The organism is Sporomusa rhizae, assembly GCF_041428845.1.
GTDB classification, from domain to species: Bacteria; Bacillota; Negativicutes; order Sporomusales; family Sporomusaceae; genus Sporomusa; species Sporomusa rhizae.
Genome location: NZ_CP156925.1, coordinates 845,933 through 864,855, shown reverse-complemented (window position 1 = coordinate 864,855; position 18,923 = coordinate 845,933). Strand labels below are relative to the sequence as shown.

The following is an 18,923-nucleotide window of genomic DNA, read 5'->3' as shown; positions in this document are numbered from 1 at the left end:
CGTCATATATGTAATTGTAATTCCAACAATAGTTTACCAAAACTATCCTCAGGAGCGCCACGCTCAAATTCTATGAAATTCGGGACATGCTCAAGCTATAAGAATAGATATACTCAATACAAGTTTGTTTTCTATTTTATAATTGCTAATCCTGCTAAAATTTTACTGATGCCTCAATACAGCCGATTCACCGAGACACTAGCAAACCTTTTCCTTTTGTCGTAAATTTCAGAAAACGGTGATTTATACATATAAAAAAAACTACCCACATGCCTGCATTTCCGGCATGTGGGTAGTTTTTTTTTACATCAATATTACGGAAAAAAATCGCAAGTCCTCTTTCTTGCTGCACTGGTGTTATGTCTGGCTACATCTAAATAGCTCAAACTCGGCTAACACCGCCTCCAGCCGCCGGAGAGCTTCGGTTGTATCCGTGCCTGCTTTATTACGCCGGGCAAACTCGTCCGATGCCTCGCGAATCTTATCATATATCTCGCATTCTCTTTTGCGATACTCTGCTGTTATTCGCTGGATTAACATGGAACATCAACCACCGCCATGACTAAGTTTTTCTGTGCCATATAAGTTAACTTTTATTGTCCCAGTACTTTAGCTAAAGTAAGAACTGCGGCCAGACCGACAACCGAAGCAATGGTGGTGGCGCCGGTATATATGCTGAACATTTTATTCATGGGGATACCCATGGACTCTTTTACAAACCAGAAGCCAGGGTCGGTTACATGGGATAAACCGATGGCTCCGGCACCGATAGCTACAGCTACTAAAGCAGGGTCAAGACCGGGGTAGGCGGCAAGAACCGGAGTGATAAAACCGGCTGATGTCATCATTGCCACAGTGGCGCTGCCGATAGCGAACCGCATGACGATTGCAATGAACCAAGCCATGATGAGCGGGCTGATCTGGATGGCAGTAAGCACGCTTTTTAAGACCTCACCAATACCACTGTCAAGAATAATGCGGTTGAAAGCACCGGCGGCACCAATAACAAGGATAATGGTTGCCATTGGGCCCATAGCGGATTCGGTTTGCTTAGCCAGGTCGGCAAGCGAATGGCCACGTCGATAACCCATAACATAATAAGAAATAATAGCTGCTAAGAACAGTGCGGTAATTGGGCTGCCCAGGAAGCTTACCCAAGGCATATAAGGGGCATTCTTATCGGCAACCAGTTCAATAATGGTTTTGCCAATCATGAGGAGCAGCGGCAAAAGGATTGTGAACAAAGTAATACCGAAAGGTGGCAGCTTTTCCTCTGGAGTCGGCTCTAATTTACAGTAAGCTTCCGGGGGAGAAAAATCATTCTTTTTGGCAATTAGGCCGCCAAAGATTGGACCGGCAATAACAGAAGCGGGGATACCAACCAGTAAACCATAGAAGATAACTTTACCGACATCTGCTTTTAAGGCCAGTGTGATTGCCATAGCTGCAGGATGAGGAGGTACAACGCAGTGAACGACAGTGAGGGCAGTAAGCATGCCTAACGCCACTTTCACCAGCGGCTGCTTGGATTCCAAAACTACGCAAAACAGGATTGGAGTGAGCAGCACGATACCAACTTGCAGGAAAACGGGAATGCCGCAGATATAGGCGACAATCATCATGGCCCAGGCGGCATTATTTTTGCCCATAATGTTAATCAGGGTGCGGGCTAGCTTTTCGGCTCCGCCGGAGATTTCCATCATCTTACCGATAATAGCACCAAGGGCCAGGATAGGGGCAAGAAAACCTAACGTCCCCCCCATCCCTGCTTCAATCGATCCGCCGATTTTGCTTAAAGGCATTCCGGTGGAAAATGCAATCAGGAAACAGGCCGCCATTAGCGAAATAAAGGCATGAATTCTAAATTTGATACTGAGGACTATGATAAAAAGAATGGCCACGCCTAATATGCTCAGCATCGCTGTGGAGTAATCCATAAATATCCCCCTCGATATTTTTAGTTTTCGTAACGGTATTTAACGGTTGGCTGGAACGATAGGCAACATATCAGGCGCATGTGTGAGTACGGTAACTCTGGCAGCATCGCCATATTTGGCTAACGCGGCGTCAAAAGCTTGTTGGACGGTTTTAAAGGGCACAAACCCCAGCTTGCGGACGTCCTCATCGGATATACCGTTTGAGACGAAATATACTGTCTCGCGCTCTTTTACCTGAGCCCAGGCAATAGCCAAAGCGGCAGCAACTTCATCGTGTACTTCTCCCTTAGCCACCTGTTGGCGCAGGGAGTCAGAGGAATGACAGGTCATATCAGACATCTCGCCATGAGTTACAGCGATACCTTCATAACAGGGGGTTGCAATAATGATGGTACCGCCTGCTTTAACTGCCAAATCGGATGGATAAAGGGTTTTGTGCGCTTGCCAGAACTCAATATCGCAAGGGTGTGAACTGGAGATAACAATGTCGGCAGCCTCAGGAATATTGACCGAATATACATCACGTGACAAGGTTACTCCTTCTTTAAAGGCCTCTTTTACATCGCCGAAAAATGTACCAACTACCTCACCGTGGCGGTTAAGTACCGTATTGAAGATCGTGTGCAAACCAATTTTATCGGCAATCATGTTAAGTTCCTGGCGGACAGGGTTGTCTTCAATACCCAGATACGAGCGCGGGGCTCTAACGCTTAATAAGTGTGTTTCGGCCGTGGTTTTTTCGCCGGAGATACCAGGCTGAACTATCTTGGCACCGCCGGAGAATCCCGGGATATGATGGGGAACAATAGTACCAACGCCAATCTTGAAATCAGCTTCATAAGCTTCTTTGTTCACCAAAATTTTGGTACCGTTGGACGTGATGCCGAGATCTACCAATGCTTCCGGGTTTTTGAAGTCGTGATTTTTGATTTTTACACGTTTTACGACTTCTTTCCCGAATTTCACCTCGATCTCTTCCTCTGTCATAAACCGGTGAGTTCCCAGGGCTATGATGATAGTGATTTGTTCATCCTTGATGCCGGCTGCATTCATTTCATTTAAAAGTACGGGGATTATTTTTTCGGTAGGTGTCAAACGAGTATTGTCGTCCGCGACGATGACGACGTTTTTTGCTCCTTTTACCAGCTCACGAAGCGGTTTGGTACCAATGGGGTTTTCCAGGCAGCGGATAATTTCTTGCGGCAGGTCGGCCACGGGGGCTACATCTTTGGGTGAGTACACCCCGATCAGGTTTTGTTCCGGTACACGAACATCGACTTCCTCTTGTCCGTAAGGGAGTTTAACATTGATAGCAGACATTAGCGATACTTCCTTTCTTGTCTTATCAGTGGATTTTTAAATTTAAAATTACCTGGCTGTGCGTGCGCCGTTAGCGGCGCGCGCTGCAAATTCGATAGCGGCTTTCATGCTGCCGTCTTCAGCCAGGCCTTGACCGGCAATGTCAAAGGCGGTTCCATGGTCAACTGAAGAACGGAGAAACGGTAGCCCGACAGTTACGTTAATACCACTGTCGAAGCCAAGTAATTTAATTGGTATATGGCCCTGGTCATGATACATGACAACAACGATATCAAATTCCTTGCGACAGGCGGCACGATAAAAGACGGTATCCGGTGAAATGGGACCTGTAACATTCATGCCTTCCTTGCAGGCTTCCTCCACTGCGGGCACAATCTCATCAATATCCTCACGGCCAAACAAACCATTTTCACCGGCGTGGGCATTGAAGCCGGCGACAGCAATCCGCGGCTGGTCTATGCCCAGTAAACGCAGGGTCCGGTCGGCAAGGCGGATGATGCGAAGGACGCGCTCTTTGGTAATCATGCTGGCCGCTTGTACCATGGATACATGGGTAGTAACATGGATCACCCTGAGGGCCTCACTAGCCAGAAGCATAGCATAGTCATGGCTATTGCTGAGCTCACCCAGGATTTCCGTGTGTCCAGGGAAATCATGCCCGCCGAGATGAAGAGCCTCTTTATTGATGGGAGCGGTTACTACTCCCGTAACCTCACCAGCCATTGCGGCCTGTACCGCTGCTTCAATATATTGATAAGCCGCATGACCGGCCTGAGGATTAACCTGCCCAAACGGGAGGTCAGCCGGGATATTACTAAAATCAAGCACGTCAATTGTACCGTGCTTAAAAGAGCCCTTAGCAACTTTCGCAAGTCCGGCGATGTGTAACGGGCTATTAAGAATAGTGGCGGCAAGCGCTAGCCGTTTTGCGTCGCCGAAGACCAGCGGGCGGCAAATCTCATAGATACTTCTGTCAGAGAGGGCTTTCACGATAATTTCCGGGCCGCAGCCGGCGGGATCACCCATAGTTATGGCTAGAATAGGACGTTCTTGTTGCTGTTGATTCATTGATTTCACCTCGAACTTTAATTGCTGCAATTCAATTTATATGTTGCTTTGACTAAAACATCCGGTTCACCAAAGGCTCCTGCTTTGGTGACAACCCGCAGCGTTTTGCCTGCCGCGGTTTTCATTTCCCCCAGGGGAATTGCCGGTGCGACTTCTTCCAGTACGCGGATACCTGTTACCCCAAGCGCCCGGCAAACGGCAACCGCCGTATCCCCGCCAGTGAGAATAACACCGGCAACCTCTTGCTGATTAAGTATTGTTGATCCCAGCCAGCCGAGTATTTCCGCAGTCATATTACTAACTTCCATACCTGACATGCCAAGTTTTGCGCCTATAGCCTGGGCTTTGTCGATAGATTCCGTCTGATAGCCTGACGTGATTACCAGGTTTTTTCCCTGCGCCAGATGGTCCAGGGCTTTATCGAGACAGGACCTTAGCTTCCGGGGGTGCCAGGGAAGGCAGTCGGCGACTTCGACTTCCAGCCATTCGAACCCCTCGTTCAGTAATTGCGTCACTTGTACTCTTGTGACACTACTTACGCTGCCGGCAATGACGACGACAGGAGGTTTAGGATTCGTTGCCTGGTTATTCCAGCCGAATAGCTCCGGCAGGAACCCGGCTAAACCGGCAGAACCAGACCAAAGAACATTCGCCGACACGGTACTTACAGCCCGGGCAGCAAGCATAAAATGTTCGTCTAACCAACCATCACAACTGATGATTTTACAACCGACGGCAATAAGCTTGCGGAGAGTACCAACAATGGCCGCTTCCCCTTGAAGCAGTTCGGTAAAACCTATATGGCCTACTAAGACGGAAGTTTGCTGTCTTAACAGCTCCGGCAGCACCGTTTCGGCAACAGGGCACTTTGGATCTTTAGCTAATTCTGTTGCGGAAACAGGAATGCCATGCAGCAGGTGATGACCGCCAATCGTTGTTCTGCCGTTCATGGGTAATGCCGGCATGACAAACGCAAAATCGTGTATACCGAGATCAAGGATGGCTTGTAACTCTGCGCCAATATTGCCGCGCAAAGTGGAGTCCAGTTTTTTGTAGAAATAGTGGAACCCAGCTTGCTGTGCTTGTTTAGCAACCGCTTGTACTTTTTGATAAGCGTCACTGGTAGTACAGGCCCGGCTATTCGTATCGATTACGATGACGGCTGCATCGCTAGTGTCAGCTAAAACTGCGCCTTCCAGCAGGACGTTGGTTGGTAATCCCTGACGGGCAAATTGCACGCCGGTATCGTTAGCACCTGTTAGATCGTCGGCGATAACAATAAGTGTTTCGGTTCTTGCGTTCAATATGGCACCTCCTCTGCTATCTATTCACATTACGACACTGTTTAAGTGCCTGGCGGGACTGAGTGACCCGTTCCGAAGCCGGCTCTCCAATTTGTAAGGCAAGCATAACGTACAGGATGTCTACTACAACTAGTTGTACTATCCGTGAAATCATGGCATCGGAGCGCATCTTAGTATCCCGCGTGGACGTCAAAAGATAAGCGGGGACCAGGCGGGTGATACTTGATTCTAAGTAACTGGTGATTGCGCAGGTATAACAACCACGCTCCTTGGCTAGCTTTAAAGTGCGTACGATATCTGTAGTCTCGCCGGAATGCGAGATAGCCAGGAAAACCTCATCAGGCTTAGCGATGGATGCCGCTATTGTCATAAGATGAGAATCTGTGTAGGCATTGATCCTGAGGCCGAGCCGCATCAGTTTATGCATAACATCCTGGGCTACGACACCTGATGCGCCAAGCCCGATAACGTGTATTACGGAGGCTGCTCTAAGATGGGCGGTGATGTCCTGTATAGCCACCGGATTAATTTGACCGTCCAGATCAGAGATCCCCTGGATTGTCGATGCAGTTACCTTGCGCAGCACATCAGGAAAAAGATCGCTATTTTCTACTTCTTCATAAATTGGTGGTACATTATCTTCCATTAATTCTTTGGCCATTGCGATGCGGAACGTATGATAATTTTCATAGCCTAACAGCCTGTAAAAACGAATAATGGTAGCGTCGCCTACCTGACAACGTTCAGCCAATTCATTGATAGGGAGAGTAACAACTTCGTGTACATGATCTTTTATATACGTAACTATGCGCTCTTGCGAGTGTGTAAATCGGTTGCTATGCTGACGAATACGGGAAAACAGCGACATTGTCCCTACCTCCAAATCTCGGAGAAAATCTCCGTGATAAAATAAACCAACGAATATTTTCTTCGAGTAGACTTAGACACGTGAAGTAGTTTTTCCTGCCTAGTTTAGAAAATATTTTGAGTACCTGGAAAAGCAGCAGGCAGATCAAAGACTGTACGCTGATTAGCAAAAAAAACCGGACAACCTTAACTCAAAAGGATTGTCCGGTCAGATCGTCGACAAAAAGGCACTGAGGATAGTGTTCAAGACACTATCCCTCAGCGTGCGTTTTGTTTATATGTTAGGCTCTCTGTTCGTAAGAAGAGTAGCTACCTATTTTCTTGGTCATACTTATGGTATAAAATAGGATTTGACAGAACGCTTGTTTGCAAAAATAGGAGCATAACGAATGCCATAAGTATAATAGTCATTATTCCTTTGAAAATTAGCAATAATTATTACGGACAGAGCCAAAATAAAATGGTAAGGAGATAGAGTTATGACAGAATTCTGGGAGTCAAGTTTTATAGAAAAACAAACGATGTGGGGATTTGAACCTTCCGACTCGGCAATCTTGACAAAAGACTTTTTTCTGGAAAAGAAAATCAAGGACATATTAATACCGGGTATTGGCTATGGCAGAAATGCCAAGGTTTTTATTGACAACGACATTACTGTAACAGGTATAGAAATTTCTAAAACAGCAATTAATTTGGCAAGACAAAATGGTATTGATAGTAATATCTATCAGGGTTCAGTAACTGACATGCCCTTCGATAACAAATTGTATGACGGCATATTTTGCTACGCACTTCTTCACTTATTGAATAATAACGAGAGAGAGAAATTTATTAACGATTGCTATCGGCAGTTAAAACCAAACGGATACATGATTTTTACTACTATTTCAAAAGAAAACCCAATGTTTGGCAAGGGCAAACAACTGGGTACAGACTATTTCGAGGTAATGGACGGGGTAAAAATGTTTTTTTATGATTCTGACTCGATAAAACAAGAGTTTGGAAAATATGGGCTAATCGAGTTTCCGGAAATTGTTGAGCCGCATAAGGATGCGGAAAATAAACCTCCATTTAAATTTATAATGGTGAAGTGTCAAAAAGCAGCAGATAAATAAAACGGCTGAGAGTTCGTCTCTCAGCCGTTTTACGCTACCTGTTCCTTGTTCCCTGTATCTTTACATCTACTCCCAGCACACCAATAATTTTATTTTCTTTATTGCGGATAGGCAGCGCAATAGTAATACATGGTTGGTGCGAAATAGCAGATACATATATATCTGAAATATAATCGTATCCACTGGCAGCTTGCTTAAACCATTTTCGTGAGGAAGCGTTGGCAATGCCTGCCGGCGGCAGTGAAATAATAAATTGGCCATCAATAGTATTAGTCCAAGCTGCCTCCAGTTGCTGATTATTCTTTAGAAATTCACGTAAAATCAGTTTATGTTTTTCTGCATCCAAAGTTACTACACCGTCGTCTTTTACTAGTTGTTCAAGCTGTGCCTGCAGGGATTTAACAGTTAACTCCAGATCCTGCTTATTTAGATCATCAAGATCGACTAATTTAACGGTCTTGATTACGGTAACTAAATCGCTAGCGATGTCAGATAATAAATTGCCCATATTTTGAGTTTCTTGAAGATTGCGTTCTTGTATTTGCACCGCACTTGCTACTTTTGTCATTCGGCCAACCGACTCTTTACACATATCTGCAACTTCTCTTAATACATCAGCAGTTTGTCTCGTAGCTTCAAGCTGAGTCTGTCTGGCAGCACTGGCCTGTGCTAATTGCGTTTCAATATTGGTACTGGCAGCTAAAATCACCTTTAAATGCGCCTCTGCTTCAGCCACTGCCCTTGTGCCGTGCTTTACCGCAACAGCACCTGCCTCCACAGCACCGGCAGCTTCCACTATACCGGTATCAATTTGAGCTAGTAAACCGTTAGCAGAATTTGCTGCCATATTGCTAGCATCAGACAACTTTTGAATCTCATGAGCAACCACTGCAAACCCGCGTCCGTGCTCACCTGCCCGTGCTGCTTCAATACTTGCATTTAGAGCCAACAAATTAGTCTGGGATGATATCCCCTGGATCGTATCTAAAAATGTATCTATCTCACGCGCCATTTGCGTCAGAGAATGAATTCGTTTTTCAATTTCACCTGAGGCATTCTGTATCTCCGCTATTGCTTTAGTTACCTCGTTTACTGCATCACAGCCTGCTTGGGCAGTATCTTTAGTTTTCATACTATCTAGATAAATAGTTTGAGCTACAGTGGCAATCGTCTGAGAAGCAGCCATTACTTCCTCGACTTGATCTGTGGCATGAGCAGCCGCATTAGCGATTACTTCCGTTAATTGCTGGGTAGTTGCAGCATCATCACGAATGCTGCCCGCTAGGTCATTGGAGCTCATTATTACCCCATTGACCTGACTAACCGCCGCCGATACCTTGCCAGCCGAAACCTGAGTTTCCTGAGTAAAGTCCCGAAGCATTTTTACTAATGATACTATATGTGCTGCTAACTCTTGTAATTCAGGCTGATAATTATCTACTTTGATATCTTGCGCAATATTACCTGATGCATAAACTGCTGTTTGTTCCGTCAATTGGCGAAGCTCTTTTTTTAACTTAAACCACAACAACATATTTATTCCACCCTTTATTTAGTTGCCATATAAAAACAAAAAAGGCCCCTTCATAATTTATGAAGCGACCTCATTGTCACAAAACTTATATTATTTTCAGTATACTATAACCAACGTAATTGTCAATACTAGGTAAATTTATTGTTTTATGTTCAGCTGCATCTAAATAACTTATACTCTGCCAGCGCTGCCTCCAGCCGCCGGAAAGCTTCGGTTGCATCCGTGCCTGCTTCACTATGCCGGGCAAACTCATCTGATGCCTCGCGAATGTTATCGTATAGTTCGTCTTCTCTTTTGCGGTACTCTGCTGCTATTTGCCGGATTGACATGGACATCAACCGCCGCAATGACTAGGTCCTGTCGAAGACAACAGGACTCTCATTATCCCCAGTCAATTCCCGGAGGATAGCAGGTAAATCCTGTAGTAATTCTTCTAATTCTTCCGGTGTTATTTCAATATCCAGCCTATCTACATCCGTCATTTTCATCCTTCTCGTTCCTCCTTAATGAAAGTTCTCCGCGAAGGCGGGCTAACTCGGCTTGGCTCTCCATATAATACCATCGTACAGACTTTCCAATAGCACATTGTACCGCGTGAAGCTTTCCTTCTGTAGCCATCTGTCGCATTTTTTCTAAAGAAAAGCCATTAATAGCAAAATAATATGCTGAGTTAAAGCCCCGTTGATTTAACCATTTCCTATGTCGGGTTGCTTCTCTTGTATCAAGTTTAACTCGCCAGATCATTACAGTTTCACAGCCTTTCTTTAGTACTTGTCCTTATTATATAAAGGCTTTGCATTTCATGTGTTAACAATATGTAAAAATACAGTAAAAATTCACTAACCAAAACAATGACAAAACCCGCTTCCTTGCCTATCATCGGCACTGAAAGCGGGTTTTCTCTACATTTGAGGGATAGTGTATAACACACTATTTTCAAAGTGCGCTTCTCTACCTCTTCCTGTATGGAAGCTTATTTATTGTTGACCGTATTTTTTTTACCGGCAACGATTCTAGCCCGTATTGCCTGGTGTTTTTGTTCTTCTTCGTGAATAAGTTTCTCCCGTTCGAACAAGGCCCGCACGGAAGTGGAGGCAAAGGCCGGGGCCTGATAGCCGCTCTTGGTCAGCGGCATAGCTGTGTCCGTCACCGGGTCTTCCCCGTACAGCGTGACCGAATTGAGATAGTAGGTATTGGCCGGGCCGTTGATTTCGTAGGCCGCTTTGGTCTGGATGTGGGTAAGCGCCTCGCCGCTAGTTACGTCCTGAGCGCACAGATCGATATACATGCCCCTGGCCAGCCAGATACGATTTCTGTCGTTGGCCAGGACGGCAAAGACCGACCCTTGATTGGGGAGGCTTGTTGGAAAGAAATAGCTGCCGGTCAGGTAGTCGGGCGCAACGTTGCCGGCCGGAAACTGGAGCACATAACCCTTAAAAGTAGTATAATTGGCAAAATAATAGCCGGCCAATACATAGGCATTGCCGTCATTGGTAAAGGTAATGTCCCGTAATTCCGGCCCTTCTCCCAAAATCGGGGTCAAATCAGCGGCCGTAAACGCCGTCGTAAACGCCAGGCCGGTGGGATCAGCGGTATTGGCCGGATCAATAATATCCAGCTTGGAATTCGGGTTGGGCGTACCGCCGCCCTGCTTGCCGCCAATACTGCAGACATACAGCTTGCTGCCGTGCCACTCCAGCGTAAAGGCATTGCGGCCCAGGTTAAGGTTGTAATCTACCGTTGATACCCGTTTAGTCCTGCGGGTCTCGGTAAAGGTCACCAGATCGAGCTCCACAACCGTGCTTTCCTTGTAGTTTGACGGACCCGTCCACAAATCATCGACGGTAATAAACAGCCCGTATAGCTTAGTGCCGGCTGCGTTGGTGCTCAACGCTACCCCGTAGCTTTTGTCGGCGGGGTAGGACGGATTAGTAAAAGTATAGGCTGCCGTCTCCACGTAGGGAGAGCTGCCGGTCATGGTGATTTTCGCGATTTTTGCATTATCAAAATCAATAGCATACAAGTACCCGCCAACGCCGACGGCATTGTTGACATTTTTGATACTTGGCCAGTCTGCCGGTTGGTTGACAGTATGGCTGACCGTCCAGGTTTTGGCGTCGTGGATTTTAATGACCGGGGATAAGGTAATAGTGCCAGAAATTTCACGGCGATACCTTGACTGAAACAGCAGTATCTTGTTGTCGGTGCTGCCGTCATTAAACCAGTAATTCCGGGTATCACCGCTCGTATCTATAACCTTGTTTCCCTCTACGCCGATAGCGGTAATTTCGTCCCTGAGGACACCAGCCCTACCAAGCCTTTCTTCATAATTATTTGCCTTAGTCCCCCAGCCGTAAGTCTGATCCACTGTAGTCACCGCAAGTCTTGTTCCTGCCATACAAAGAACCTCCTTTATTGTTTAACTCTAAGAAATCACTTGTTTGCCCAGCCAATCCCCTGCCTACCGGCACAAACTCTCACCTCCTTTCACCTAACCTATTGCAACAAATACCGTCCGGCCTGTAAGAACGTCCGGCAATATAAAAAACTGCATAGACAAGCGTTAAAAGAGATACTGCATTGTTAGATAATAGGTTCTACCCTGCAGAGGATAATAGATACTCATGCCCTTGCCAAGACTGTGACTATCGCTGGACGCCTGAATATAATCTTGCACAATTTCCGGTCCCCGGTTGAAAATGTCATTCACTCCGGCATTCAGTTTGATCCGCCTGTTGACCGTGTACTTAGCCCCCAGGTTGGTCAGTCCGTACGGTTCCTGCCAGGCACCACAGCCTCCACTGTATACCCCAATTGGTACCTTGCCGCAGTAGTGATATTCGGCAAACAACGACAGCCTGTCGCCGGGAATTCGGTAGGTCAGACGGGCGTTGCCCTCCCATTCCGGGATATAGTTATACGGTGCGCCGATTCGGGACGGCTTGGGCGTGGGCAAACCCGACCGCGCCAGCGCATCGCCATAGCCCAGGATTTCGGTCCGGGTCCAGGTGGCGGCCAGATTAAGATCCCAACGGTCCCATTTCAATTGACTCTCCAGTTCCACACCGTGGGCCTTGCCCTCACCGCCGTTGTTGTAGTAAGAGACACCGAGAGGAGTAACATTCAGCAGCATCAGGTCATGGGTCCGGTTGGCAAAATAGGTCAGCGAAACATCGGCTTTGGCCCCCAGCGTCCGGCCCTGCCAGGTAACGCCGGCGTCCCAGTTGAGGCCGTGCTCAAACTCCGGCGGCGGCAAGTCGTCCGGTGTCGGTCGCAACGAGGCTCCGTCGCCGAAAATCTCATAGAAATTGGGAAAATGGTGGAAGGTGCCCCAGCTGCCGCGCACGGTCCAGTGCTCGCCAATTGCTTTTTTCGCGCCAACGCCGAAGGAATATTTCCAGGCGTCCTTACTGTCCTCCTTATAGGCGGTCATGTCCAGCTTATCCATCTTAAACACCGGTGTCAGTTGGAAGGTGCCGGAGCGGTTGAGCTGCATGGTATCCTGCAGTTGGAGGTGCCAGCGCTCAATCTGATAATATTTCAGCCATTTGCCGGCACCGATGGAGCTGTCCCGGCCACTGCCGGTGCTATCGTCGTCCCCGTTTTTAAGGTACTTATCCAGGTCGGACAGCTCGGTATCCATCCGTTCGCGGGAATAACCGGCATACAGCTCTACGAGGTGGCTGCCGCCCAGCTTCCAGGCGGCGTCCAGAGACCCGCCGAACCGTTTGCTGCGAAGGTTGCTCCAGGCCAAGCCGGGATAATAAGCCGTGTGGGCAACCGTCTGGTGGCCGCTGCGCCAGTGTTTGTCCGAGTCCCGCCAGTCGATCTGCCAGCCCCAATCCAAATTGCCGGCCTGCTGCCGCCGGCCCACCGACAAGTCGGTCTGCCTGATCTCCTGATAAGGAGGGTGCAACCGCCCGATGAGAGGGTATTTCCGGTATTCCTCCGCAAGATCACAGTCTTCATCACCGACACTCTCGGCAAAATGCCGGAACTGGTCTTTCACTGCCAGCTTGACCTGCCAGTTCCCGTCCTGCCACTTGAGCAGCCCGTCGGTCAGGTGATAATCATTATTCCGCCGGTGCCGCCGGTCGGCTGTCAACGGCCCTAAATTCCCGTACTTATCCCTAGGGTGATAGTGGTTGGTATAGGGGAAATCGCCGTCGCTCTGGTCGCGGTTGACCGCCAGCAGCAGGCTGCCCTGACCGAGCGGGGCCGTCACCTCCAGGTTGCCCTTGTAGCCGCCGAAGGAGCTCAGGCCGGCTGACACCGAGCCGCCGCTCTTGCCGGGCTTCTTGGTGACAATGTTAATGACGCCACCCATCGGCGCGCCGGCAAAGCGGGCCGGAACATAGCCGCGGTAGACCTCGATGCGGGCGACATTGTCCATCGGGATGGCCGACAGGTCCACACCGGTTTCCGAGGTAAGGTTCAACTCCACGCCGTCCAGATAAATGCCGACCTGAGCGGCCGTACTGCCCCGGACGCGGGCTACGCTGTAGTTTCTCGATCCCCGGACTTTTTGGATGTGGACACCGGGCACGGTTTCCAGGTAATCAGGCAGCGTCTTCTGCTCCCCCTGGAAATCCTCCGGCCGGATGACCGACACGGTGCCGGGCGAAAGGTCCCGCTCCCATTTGGGGCGCGGGGCCTCGACGGTTACCGTTTCGAAGGTGTAGTCCGCCGGTTCGGTCAGGGTTGCCGCAGCAGTCTGGCGGTCCGGCTGCTCTTTATTGCCCGGTATGCTTTTGCCCTTAGGCGCGTCCGTGCGCTGCAGCCGTGTGCCATCCGCCATTGCCGTTGTTGCCTGGCCGGCTGAAAGCGGATCCTGCTTAAGTGGCGCCTCCGTTTGTGGTGATACCGGTTCGTCTTTCACTGCGGCCTGACTGTCAAGCGCTTGCGGCGTAGGGGCGGCGGCTGACACCCTAGCCGGAGCCGGTTGGCTGTGTCCGTCTCCGGCCACAGCTGCTGTAACTGCTGCCGCCGGCTCCTGTAACCGGCGATCGGCGTCTGCCTTGCCGGCCTTAGCCGGCAAGCCCCATTTCCAAGCCAGGCCGCCATTGATCTGCCAGTCTTTGCGGACATCGCCGCCGGTGGACTTGCTAAATTCCAAAAACGCCGAACTGTCGCGGGCCGTTTGCAACCTGGCGCCTAGATTAAACTCCACCCAGGTGTCCTGCCCCGCCCCGGTCAGTAAGGCCGCACGGTCACCGGAGAAACGGGCTTCCAACTTACTGCTGCCGAAATCATGCAGGGCCGTGACGGCAGCGTATGCGTGACCGCGGTGCTGCTCATCGCCGAACTCCCTGCCCACGGTCACGCCCAGCCGGCCGACCACCGGCCGGTCAGCGGTTTGCGCAACCGTTAGCTGGTTGGGCAGGGTGTAGCTTACCCGGTCGATGGTGCCGACCGATAAACCGGCCTGGGGTTCATAATACCAGCCGTCAGACAAGTCCCGGCGATAACCGTACTGCGCACTGATCCCGCTGGCCCAGCTGTCATACTGGGCTGTATTGCTGCTGTCGCTGTCATAAAACTGGTAGTCGTTTTTAATTTTCGTCATCCGGGCCGCCAAATCCAAATAGTGGCCGTTGTTGCCGGTCCAGGAGGCGTAGGCTCCCATGCTCGTGCCGGTCAGGTCCCCCTGGCCGGTGGCATAGCCGGCATCGGCACTGATCCGGCCCAGCATCAGGCCGTAGTACAACGTCCCGTTAAAGAAATCACCCTCCCGGGTCTTGTCAAACCCGACCTGCAGCCCGTCATAGCTTTGGTTGAAGCTGCGCCCGTACGCGCCGTGGCTGTTCAGCTTGCCCCGGAAGCTATGCGCCCAGACCTCTTCACTTACCGGCCTGTCCGCCGCCCCGGCAGGGAACGCCGAATCTTTTTTCGCAAAATGCCGGGCATGCAGCTCATTCATACGGTTAAAGAGATTGTCCTCTTCAATGCGCCAGACATTGCGGAAAGCCAGTTGGGCATCGCTGGCCATTTTGCCGGATTCGGAAATGACACCGGTATTGTGAGACTTCACCCCCAGCAGGATTGCTTTCCCTGCCTGTAGGTTGTTCCAGTCGATGATCGGTATTAGTTCGTAAATCCGCAGCGGACCGTCCACAAGGGAGACTTGCCCCAGTACATTAACCTGCTGGTAAGCAGCGCTGCCGGCGGCACTGAGATCAACCACAACATAATTGTACTTCATTGGATCAATAATCTTATCTATGGGCCGCAGGAATACCCCACCCGCGCCGCGTACTAGGCTCTTATAGCTGGGATCATAGGCAGACTGCACGTAGATCGTGCCGCTGCCGGTCAGTTGTTTAACGGTAAAGCCGCCTACCGCTGCTGTTCCTATGCTCGGAGTTTTTACATGGGTATTGATGCGAAGCACAACGTTACCGGTTAGGTTCAGTTTTTCCACCGTCAGGGCGATCGGTTTTATACTAGGCTCTTTACTAGGAGAAGGCTCCTGATAGCCCACACTGTTGCCCTTCCAGGCCAGATCCAGCATACTGCCGGCAGACAAGGTAAGCTCGGCAGCAGTTATATAAGCGGCCCTTGTTACCGCCGGCAAATCCATCGGACGCCATCTTTCTCCGGCCAGCAATATAATTGGCGCATTGTATTTTTTTGGGTTTGTTGGCACAGTTCCGGCACCACCCTTGGTGGCTGTCGATTCGTAGGTATCATAGCCATCGATCTCCCCTTTTGATGTCCAGGTACCATCTGCCGGAGTGGTAAACGCAGCCGCCGTATTGATAAACGCGGTTAAGCCCAACACCAGCAACAAGACCAGGCGGAGCACCACACATTTAGCGCCGCGCCCACCGCTGCTGCGACGGATCGATTTCATCCGGCCGGTGTTTTTCGCCAGCTCGGACACCACCTGCCAACAGGCGCGGGCCCGGTTCCAAATGACTTTGTAGATATGGTTCAAAGGTAATCATTCCTTTTTATCCTGTTTTTTCTTCGTTACTCTTTTGCCTATACCCCAATTAGGGCTTGGCTTAGTTTTGCAATAAAAAAAACTCCCTCAACGGAAGTTTTTTATATCCAATTACCCGGAAATTTTTCGGTAATTGTACATAATCTCCTCCCTGTCGCTCGCAGGTAAAATGGTGATTGTCGAACAGGCAGTTCTCCTGACTCCGGTTCATCGCTGTCCCGCGCCTTCCCAAAGCCTGATGCTTCAGTGGCAAAAATGCGAGACTACTCCCCGTTACAGTGGCGGGACCGTGCCGGTATTTCACCGGACTTCCCTATTAAGCCCTTGCGGGCACCTATCCCCGAAATATGCTGTTGTTCTTTCGGTTTCATCTTATGATGGATAATTCTGGATTATGACTGTTTATCCCTTCAAATGGATATAATTTTTCTGCGGACTCTTTCCATAAACTTCAACGCGGACAATGTTGGGCTGCCTTTTCCCCAAATTGAAGCCGGGTGTTTGCTGCACTGTACTGGAAACAATCGTATGTGGAACATACCCTTGTTTTCCATTCGGTTGTCTCCATCACAGAGTGTCGCGTTGTGACAGTAGGCAACAAGTGTCTATTAGACACATTTTAAAGCAGACTTTGCCCTTGTTTGTCGGCTTAACAAGGTAAGCCTGCCGTGGTTTAGTTTGCTCTTTTAGTTACTCCTTTCCGTAAGTTCAATTTTCATGAACCTTATTATGTAGTTTCGTGTCTGCTCAAAGTTCGTATCTAAATGACTCAAACTCTGCCAGCGCTGCCTCCAGCCGCCGGAGAGCTTCGGTGGTATCTGCACCTTTGCTCAGTCGGGAAAATTCATCAGATGCCTTGCGAATTCTATCATATATCTCGCTTTCCCGTTTCCGGTACTCTGCCGATGTTTGCCCTCTTACCAGGGAAAATCCGCCGACGCAATGATTCAATTTTCTTGACCCTTGTCCATGTAGTAGCAATACTGGCTTCCCTCCTTTCCATAGTACATTTTAATCATATCACGCCGTCATTTTGCCGTCAATACGCCATATTTAACTCTTTTAATATACAGTTATTGTAATCAGGCTCTATTGGAGGAGATTATCGTGTCACCTAATACGTCTAAGTTCACACTTCGTATCGACCAACAAACACTCGAAAAGTTTCGCTATATTGCTGACAATAATTTCAGAACAGTCAATAAAGAGCTAGAAATGATTATAAAAGCTCATATAGCCACATACGAGGCAAAAAACGGCGAGATTAAGATTGATTTAAACACAAAATAAAGTAGACTTAAAAGCGCCGGATCAAATAGAAGTCGTCAGTTAGCCTCTTTCCTGTTTCTCTGGATTACCTGGTAGGTAGAAAGGATAACGCAGAAACAAATAAATAAGCTCAACCGGTAAGGTAGGCAAAGCTGCGCTTAGTGTGAATATCTATGTGTGAGGATGATGGCTGTGAAATTTATATATACAGATGGCCGCAACCAAGATTTCATTAACCTCTGCAAATTACTTGATGAATATCTCAATGAAATTGCCGGCGGCGAAGAAAACCGAAAGCAGTATATTTCCTATAACGCACTTGATAATATTCACGATGTAATCTTAGCTCATGATGATGATAACGAGCCCATTGGCTGCGCCAGCTTTAAACGCTATGACGAAAAAACCGCTGAAGTAAAACGGGTTTTTGTAAAAAAAGAATACCGCAGGAAAGGCATTTCCAAAACGTTAATGATTCTATTAGAAAAACGAGCGAGAGAAAAAGGTTTTAGCACTCTACTATTAGAAACAGGTGCACCTCTTGTCGAAGCTATAGCCTTATATCATAGCCTGGGTTATCTTATAATCGCAAACTATGGCCAATACAAAGATTTGCGAGGATCTGTTTGTATGCAAAAGAATTTATGATGAGCCGTACTTCAAAGCCCCGTATGTAAGACCCTCAAAAATTTAATAGAAACTAACCAGTGTACAAAAACCAAGCGATCAAACGCGATACAATTGATTGCTTGGTTTTTAATTACAGGGAACATCTACCGCCGGAATGACTAATATTCCAAATAGAGCAAATAGTAATGGAGCATACTTGTAAAAGACCCGCATCTTATCCCCTCTTTACGACATTTGGAGCCATAGCTGATTCACTGTCCCCTGTTTCATTTTATTCATGGCACCGTTCACTCGGCACTCTAGATTTCCTAAAGTGCAGCACAAAATAAGGCAGTCCATTGAAGTTATAACGTCGCTGATTTATAATAAAATAGTATATTTGTAACCAAGTTTGGACGCGCTGCGCTACCTTTCATCGCGCACATCCCGCACTACTTCCATTCCTCGTCATGTGTGGAAGCTTATTTATTTGTTTGTTGGATTTACCTTCTTCCATTTTGTCTGAGACTTGCCATCTTGTATGACAATTATATTTTTTGTGCCAATGGCACGTTTTTATACTCATATTATAATGTGCAGTTAGCACAAAGTCAACTTATTTTTAAGGGATGATGGTATGATTTTACCAATATTAGCGGAAAGACTTAAATATTTACGCGAACAACGGAACTTTAAGCTGAAAGAAGTGGCTACGGCTGTTGGTATTACACCTAGTGCAGTCGGTTCACTAGAACATGGAAGAAGACCGATAAGTATCATAACACTTATTAAAATGGCTAAATTCTATGGTGTATCGACTGATTGGCTTCTGGGCCTAACAGGTAATCCTGAAAGAAATTAGTTCGAAGTAACTCGCTATTTTCTTTTTGTATGCCTTGTCTTAATATTGGCTGGTGCCTGCTACATTATAATAGATATATCTAATCCTGTGAC

At 48.2% G+C, this 18,923-nt stretch carries 16 protein-coding genes and 1 riboswitch; of the genes, 4 read left to right on the top strand and 12 right to left on the bottom strand.

What is annotated here, in order from left to right; all coding sequences use genetic code 11:
- Positions 1–357: 357 nt before the first annotated feature.
- From SRRS_RS03935 to SRRS_RS03910, 6 genes are read right to left on the bottom strand one after another with little or no spacing between them, the layout of a single operon-like run.
- Positions 358–540: a hypothetical protein gene (locus tag SRRS_RS03935; RefSeq protein ID WP_371366423.1), complete on the bottom strand. Its 183-nt coding sequence runs from the start codon at positions 538–540 to the stop codon at positions 358–360.
- Positions 541–593: 53 nt separating this feature from the next.
- Positions 594–1,937, bottom strand: coding sequence for a gluconate:H+ symporter (locus SRRS_RS03930; RefSeq protein WP_371366421.1), 1,344 nt, complete (start codon positions 1,935–1,937; stop codon positions 594–596).
- Positions 1,938–1,976: 39 nt separating this feature from the next.
- Complete coding sequence (gene larA / locus SRRS_RS03925; protein WP_371366419.1) at positions 1,977–3,257, bottom strand: nickel-dependent lactate racemase; 1,281 nt, start codon at positions 3,255–3,257, stop codon at positions 1,977–1,979.
- Positions 3,258–3,305: 48 nt separating this feature from the next.
- Positions 3,306–4,325, bottom strand: coding sequence for a 4-hydroxythreonine-4-phosphate dehydrogenase PdxA (pdxA, locus tag SRRS_RS03920; RefSeq protein WP_371366417.1), 1,020 nt, complete (start codon positions 4,323–4,325; stop codon positions 3,306–3,308).
- A gap of 17 nt (positions 4,326–4,342) precedes the next feature.
- Complete coding sequence (locus tag SRRS_RS03915; RefSeq protein WP_371366415.1) at positions 4,343–5,629, bottom strand: four-carbon acid sugar kinase family protein; 1,287 nt, start codon at positions 5,627–5,629, stop codon at positions 4,343–4,345.
- 16 nt (positions 5,630–5,645) lie between these two features.
- A complete protein-coding gene (locus tag SRRS_RS03910) occupies positions 5,646–6,497 on the bottom strand; it encodes a MurR/RpiR family transcriptional regulator (protein ID WP_371366413.1) in 852 nt (283 codons plus the stop codon).
- 478 nt (positions 6,498–6,975) lie between these two features.
- Between SRRS_RS03910 and SRRS_RS03905 the strand changes: the two genes are divergently transcribed.
- Positions 6,976–7,611 (top strand): class I SAM-dependent methyltransferase, encoded by a 636-nt coding sequence (locus SRRS_RS03905; RefSeq protein WP_371366411.1) that lies wholly within the window; start codon positions 6,976–6,978, stop codon positions 7,609–7,611.
- Between the two features lie 34 nt (positions 7,612–7,645).
- Here SRRS_RS03905 and SRRS_RS03900 read toward each other — a convergent pair whose 3' ends face one another.
- The 6 genes from SRRS_RS03900 to SRRS_RS03875 form a co-directional block, all read right to left on the bottom strand.
- Positions 7,646–9,145 (bottom strand): methyl-accepting chemotaxis protein, encoded by a 1,500-nt coding sequence (locus SRRS_RS03900; protein WP_371366409.1) that lies wholly within the window; start codon positions 9,143–9,145, stop codon positions 7,646–7,648.
- 152 nt (positions 9,146–9,297) lie between these two features.
- Positions 9,298–9,474, bottom strand: a complete 177-nt coding sequence (locus SRRS_RS03895; RefSeq protein ID WP_371366407.1) for a hypothetical protein — start codon at positions 9,472–9,474, stop codon at positions 9,298–9,300.
- Between the two features lie 21 nt (positions 9,475–9,495).
- Positions 9,496–9,633 (bottom strand): hypothetical protein, encoded by a 138-nt coding sequence (locus SRRS_RS03890; RefSeq protein WP_371366405.1) that lies wholly within the window; start codon positions 9,631–9,633, stop codon positions 9,496–9,498.
- Positions 9,634–10,118: 485 nt separating this feature from the next.
- Positions 10,119–11,522 carry a hypothetical protein gene (locus SRRS_RS03885; protein WP_371366403.1) on the bottom strand — a complete coding sequence of 468 codons (1,404 nt, stop codon included), beginning with the start codon at positions 11,520–11,522 and terminating at the stop codon, positions 10,119–10,121.
- Positions 11,523–11,708: 186 nt separating this feature from the next.
- Entirely contained in the window at positions 11,709–16,082 is a 4,374-nt protein-coding gene (locus tag SRRS_RS03880; RefSeq protein ID WP_371366401.1) for a TonB-dependent receptor domain-containing protein, read from the bottom strand.
- Positions 16,083–16,259: 177 nt separating this feature from the next.
- Positions 16,260–16,444, bottom strand: a riboswitch (cobalamin riboswitch).
- A gap of 394 nt (positions 16,445–16,838) precedes the next feature.
- A complete protein-coding gene (locus tag SRRS_RS03875) occupies positions 16,839–17,072 on the bottom strand; it encodes a hypothetical protein (RefSeq protein WP_371366400.1) in 234 nt (77 codons plus the stop codon).
- A gap of 126 nt (positions 17,073–17,198) precedes the next feature.
- Here SRRS_RS03875 and SRRS_RS03870 point away from each other — a divergent pair, with 126 nt between their 5' ends.
- The 3 genes from SRRS_RS03870 (at position 17,199) to SRRS_RS03860 (ending at position 18,831) form a co-directional block, all read left to right on the top strand.
- Positions 17,199–17,381, top strand: a complete 183-nt coding sequence (locus SRRS_RS03870; RefSeq protein ID WP_371366398.1) for a TraY domain-containing protein — start codon at positions 17,199–17,201, stop codon at positions 17,379–17,381.
- A 171-nt stretch (positions 17,382–17,552) separates the two neighbouring features.
- On the top strand, positions 17,553–18,008 hold the full coding sequence (locus SRRS_RS03865) for a GNAT family N-acetyltransferase (protein ID WP_371366396.1): 456 nt from the start codon (positions 17,553–17,555) through the stop codon (positions 18,006–18,008).
- Between the two features lie 598 nt (positions 18,009–18,606).
- Positions 18,607–18,831 carry a helix-turn-helix domain-containing protein gene (locus SRRS_RS03860; RefSeq protein ID WP_371366394.1) on the top strand — a complete coding sequence of 75 codons (225 nt, stop codon included), beginning with the start codon at positions 18,607–18,609 and terminating at the stop codon, positions 18,829–18,831.
- Positions 18,832–18,923 lie beyond the last annotated feature (92 nt).

Excerpts from the sequence above, each read along its gene's own strand:
- SRRS_RS03935 (WP_371366423.1), bottom strand. The coding sequence starts at position 540 with ATGTTAATCCAGCGAATAACAGCAGAGTATCGCAAAAGAGAATGCGAG.
- SRRS_RS03930 (WP_371366421.1), bottom strand. The coding sequence starts at position 1,937 with ATGGATTACTCCACAGCGATGCTGAGCATATTAGGCGTGGCCATTCTT.
- larA (WP_371366419.1), bottom strand. The coding sequence starts at position 3,257 with ATGTCTGCTATCAATGTTAAACTCCCTTACGGACAAGAGGAAGTCGAT.
- pdxA (WP_371366417.1), bottom strand. The coding sequence starts at position 4,325 with ATGAATCAACAGCAACAAGAACGTCCTATTCTAGCCATAACTATGGGT.
- SRRS_RS03910 (WP_371366413.1), bottom strand. The coding sequence starts at position 6,497 with ATGTCGCTGTTTTCCCGTATTCGTCAGCATAGCAACCGATTTACACAC.
- SRRS_RS03905 (WP_371366411.1), top strand. The coding sequence starts at position 6,976 with ATGACAGAATTCTGGGAGTCAAGTTTTATAGAAAAACAAACGATGTGG.
- SRRS_RS03900 (WP_371366409.1), bottom strand. The coding sequence starts at position 9,145 with ATGTTGTTGTGGTTTAAGTTAAAAAAAGAGCTTCGCCAATTGACGGAA.
- SRRS_RS03895 (WP_371366407.1), bottom strand. The coding sequence starts at position 9,474 with ATGTCAATCCGGCAAATAGCAGCAGAGTACCGCAAAAGAGAAGACGAA.
- SRRS_RS03890 (WP_371366405.1), bottom strand. The coding sequence starts at position 9,633 with ATGAAAATGACGGATGTAGATAGGCTGGATATTGAAATAACACCGGAA.
- SRRS_RS03860 (WP_371366394.1), top strand. The coding sequence starts at position 18,607 with ATGATTTTACCAATATTAGCGGAAAGACTTAAATATTTACGCGAACAA.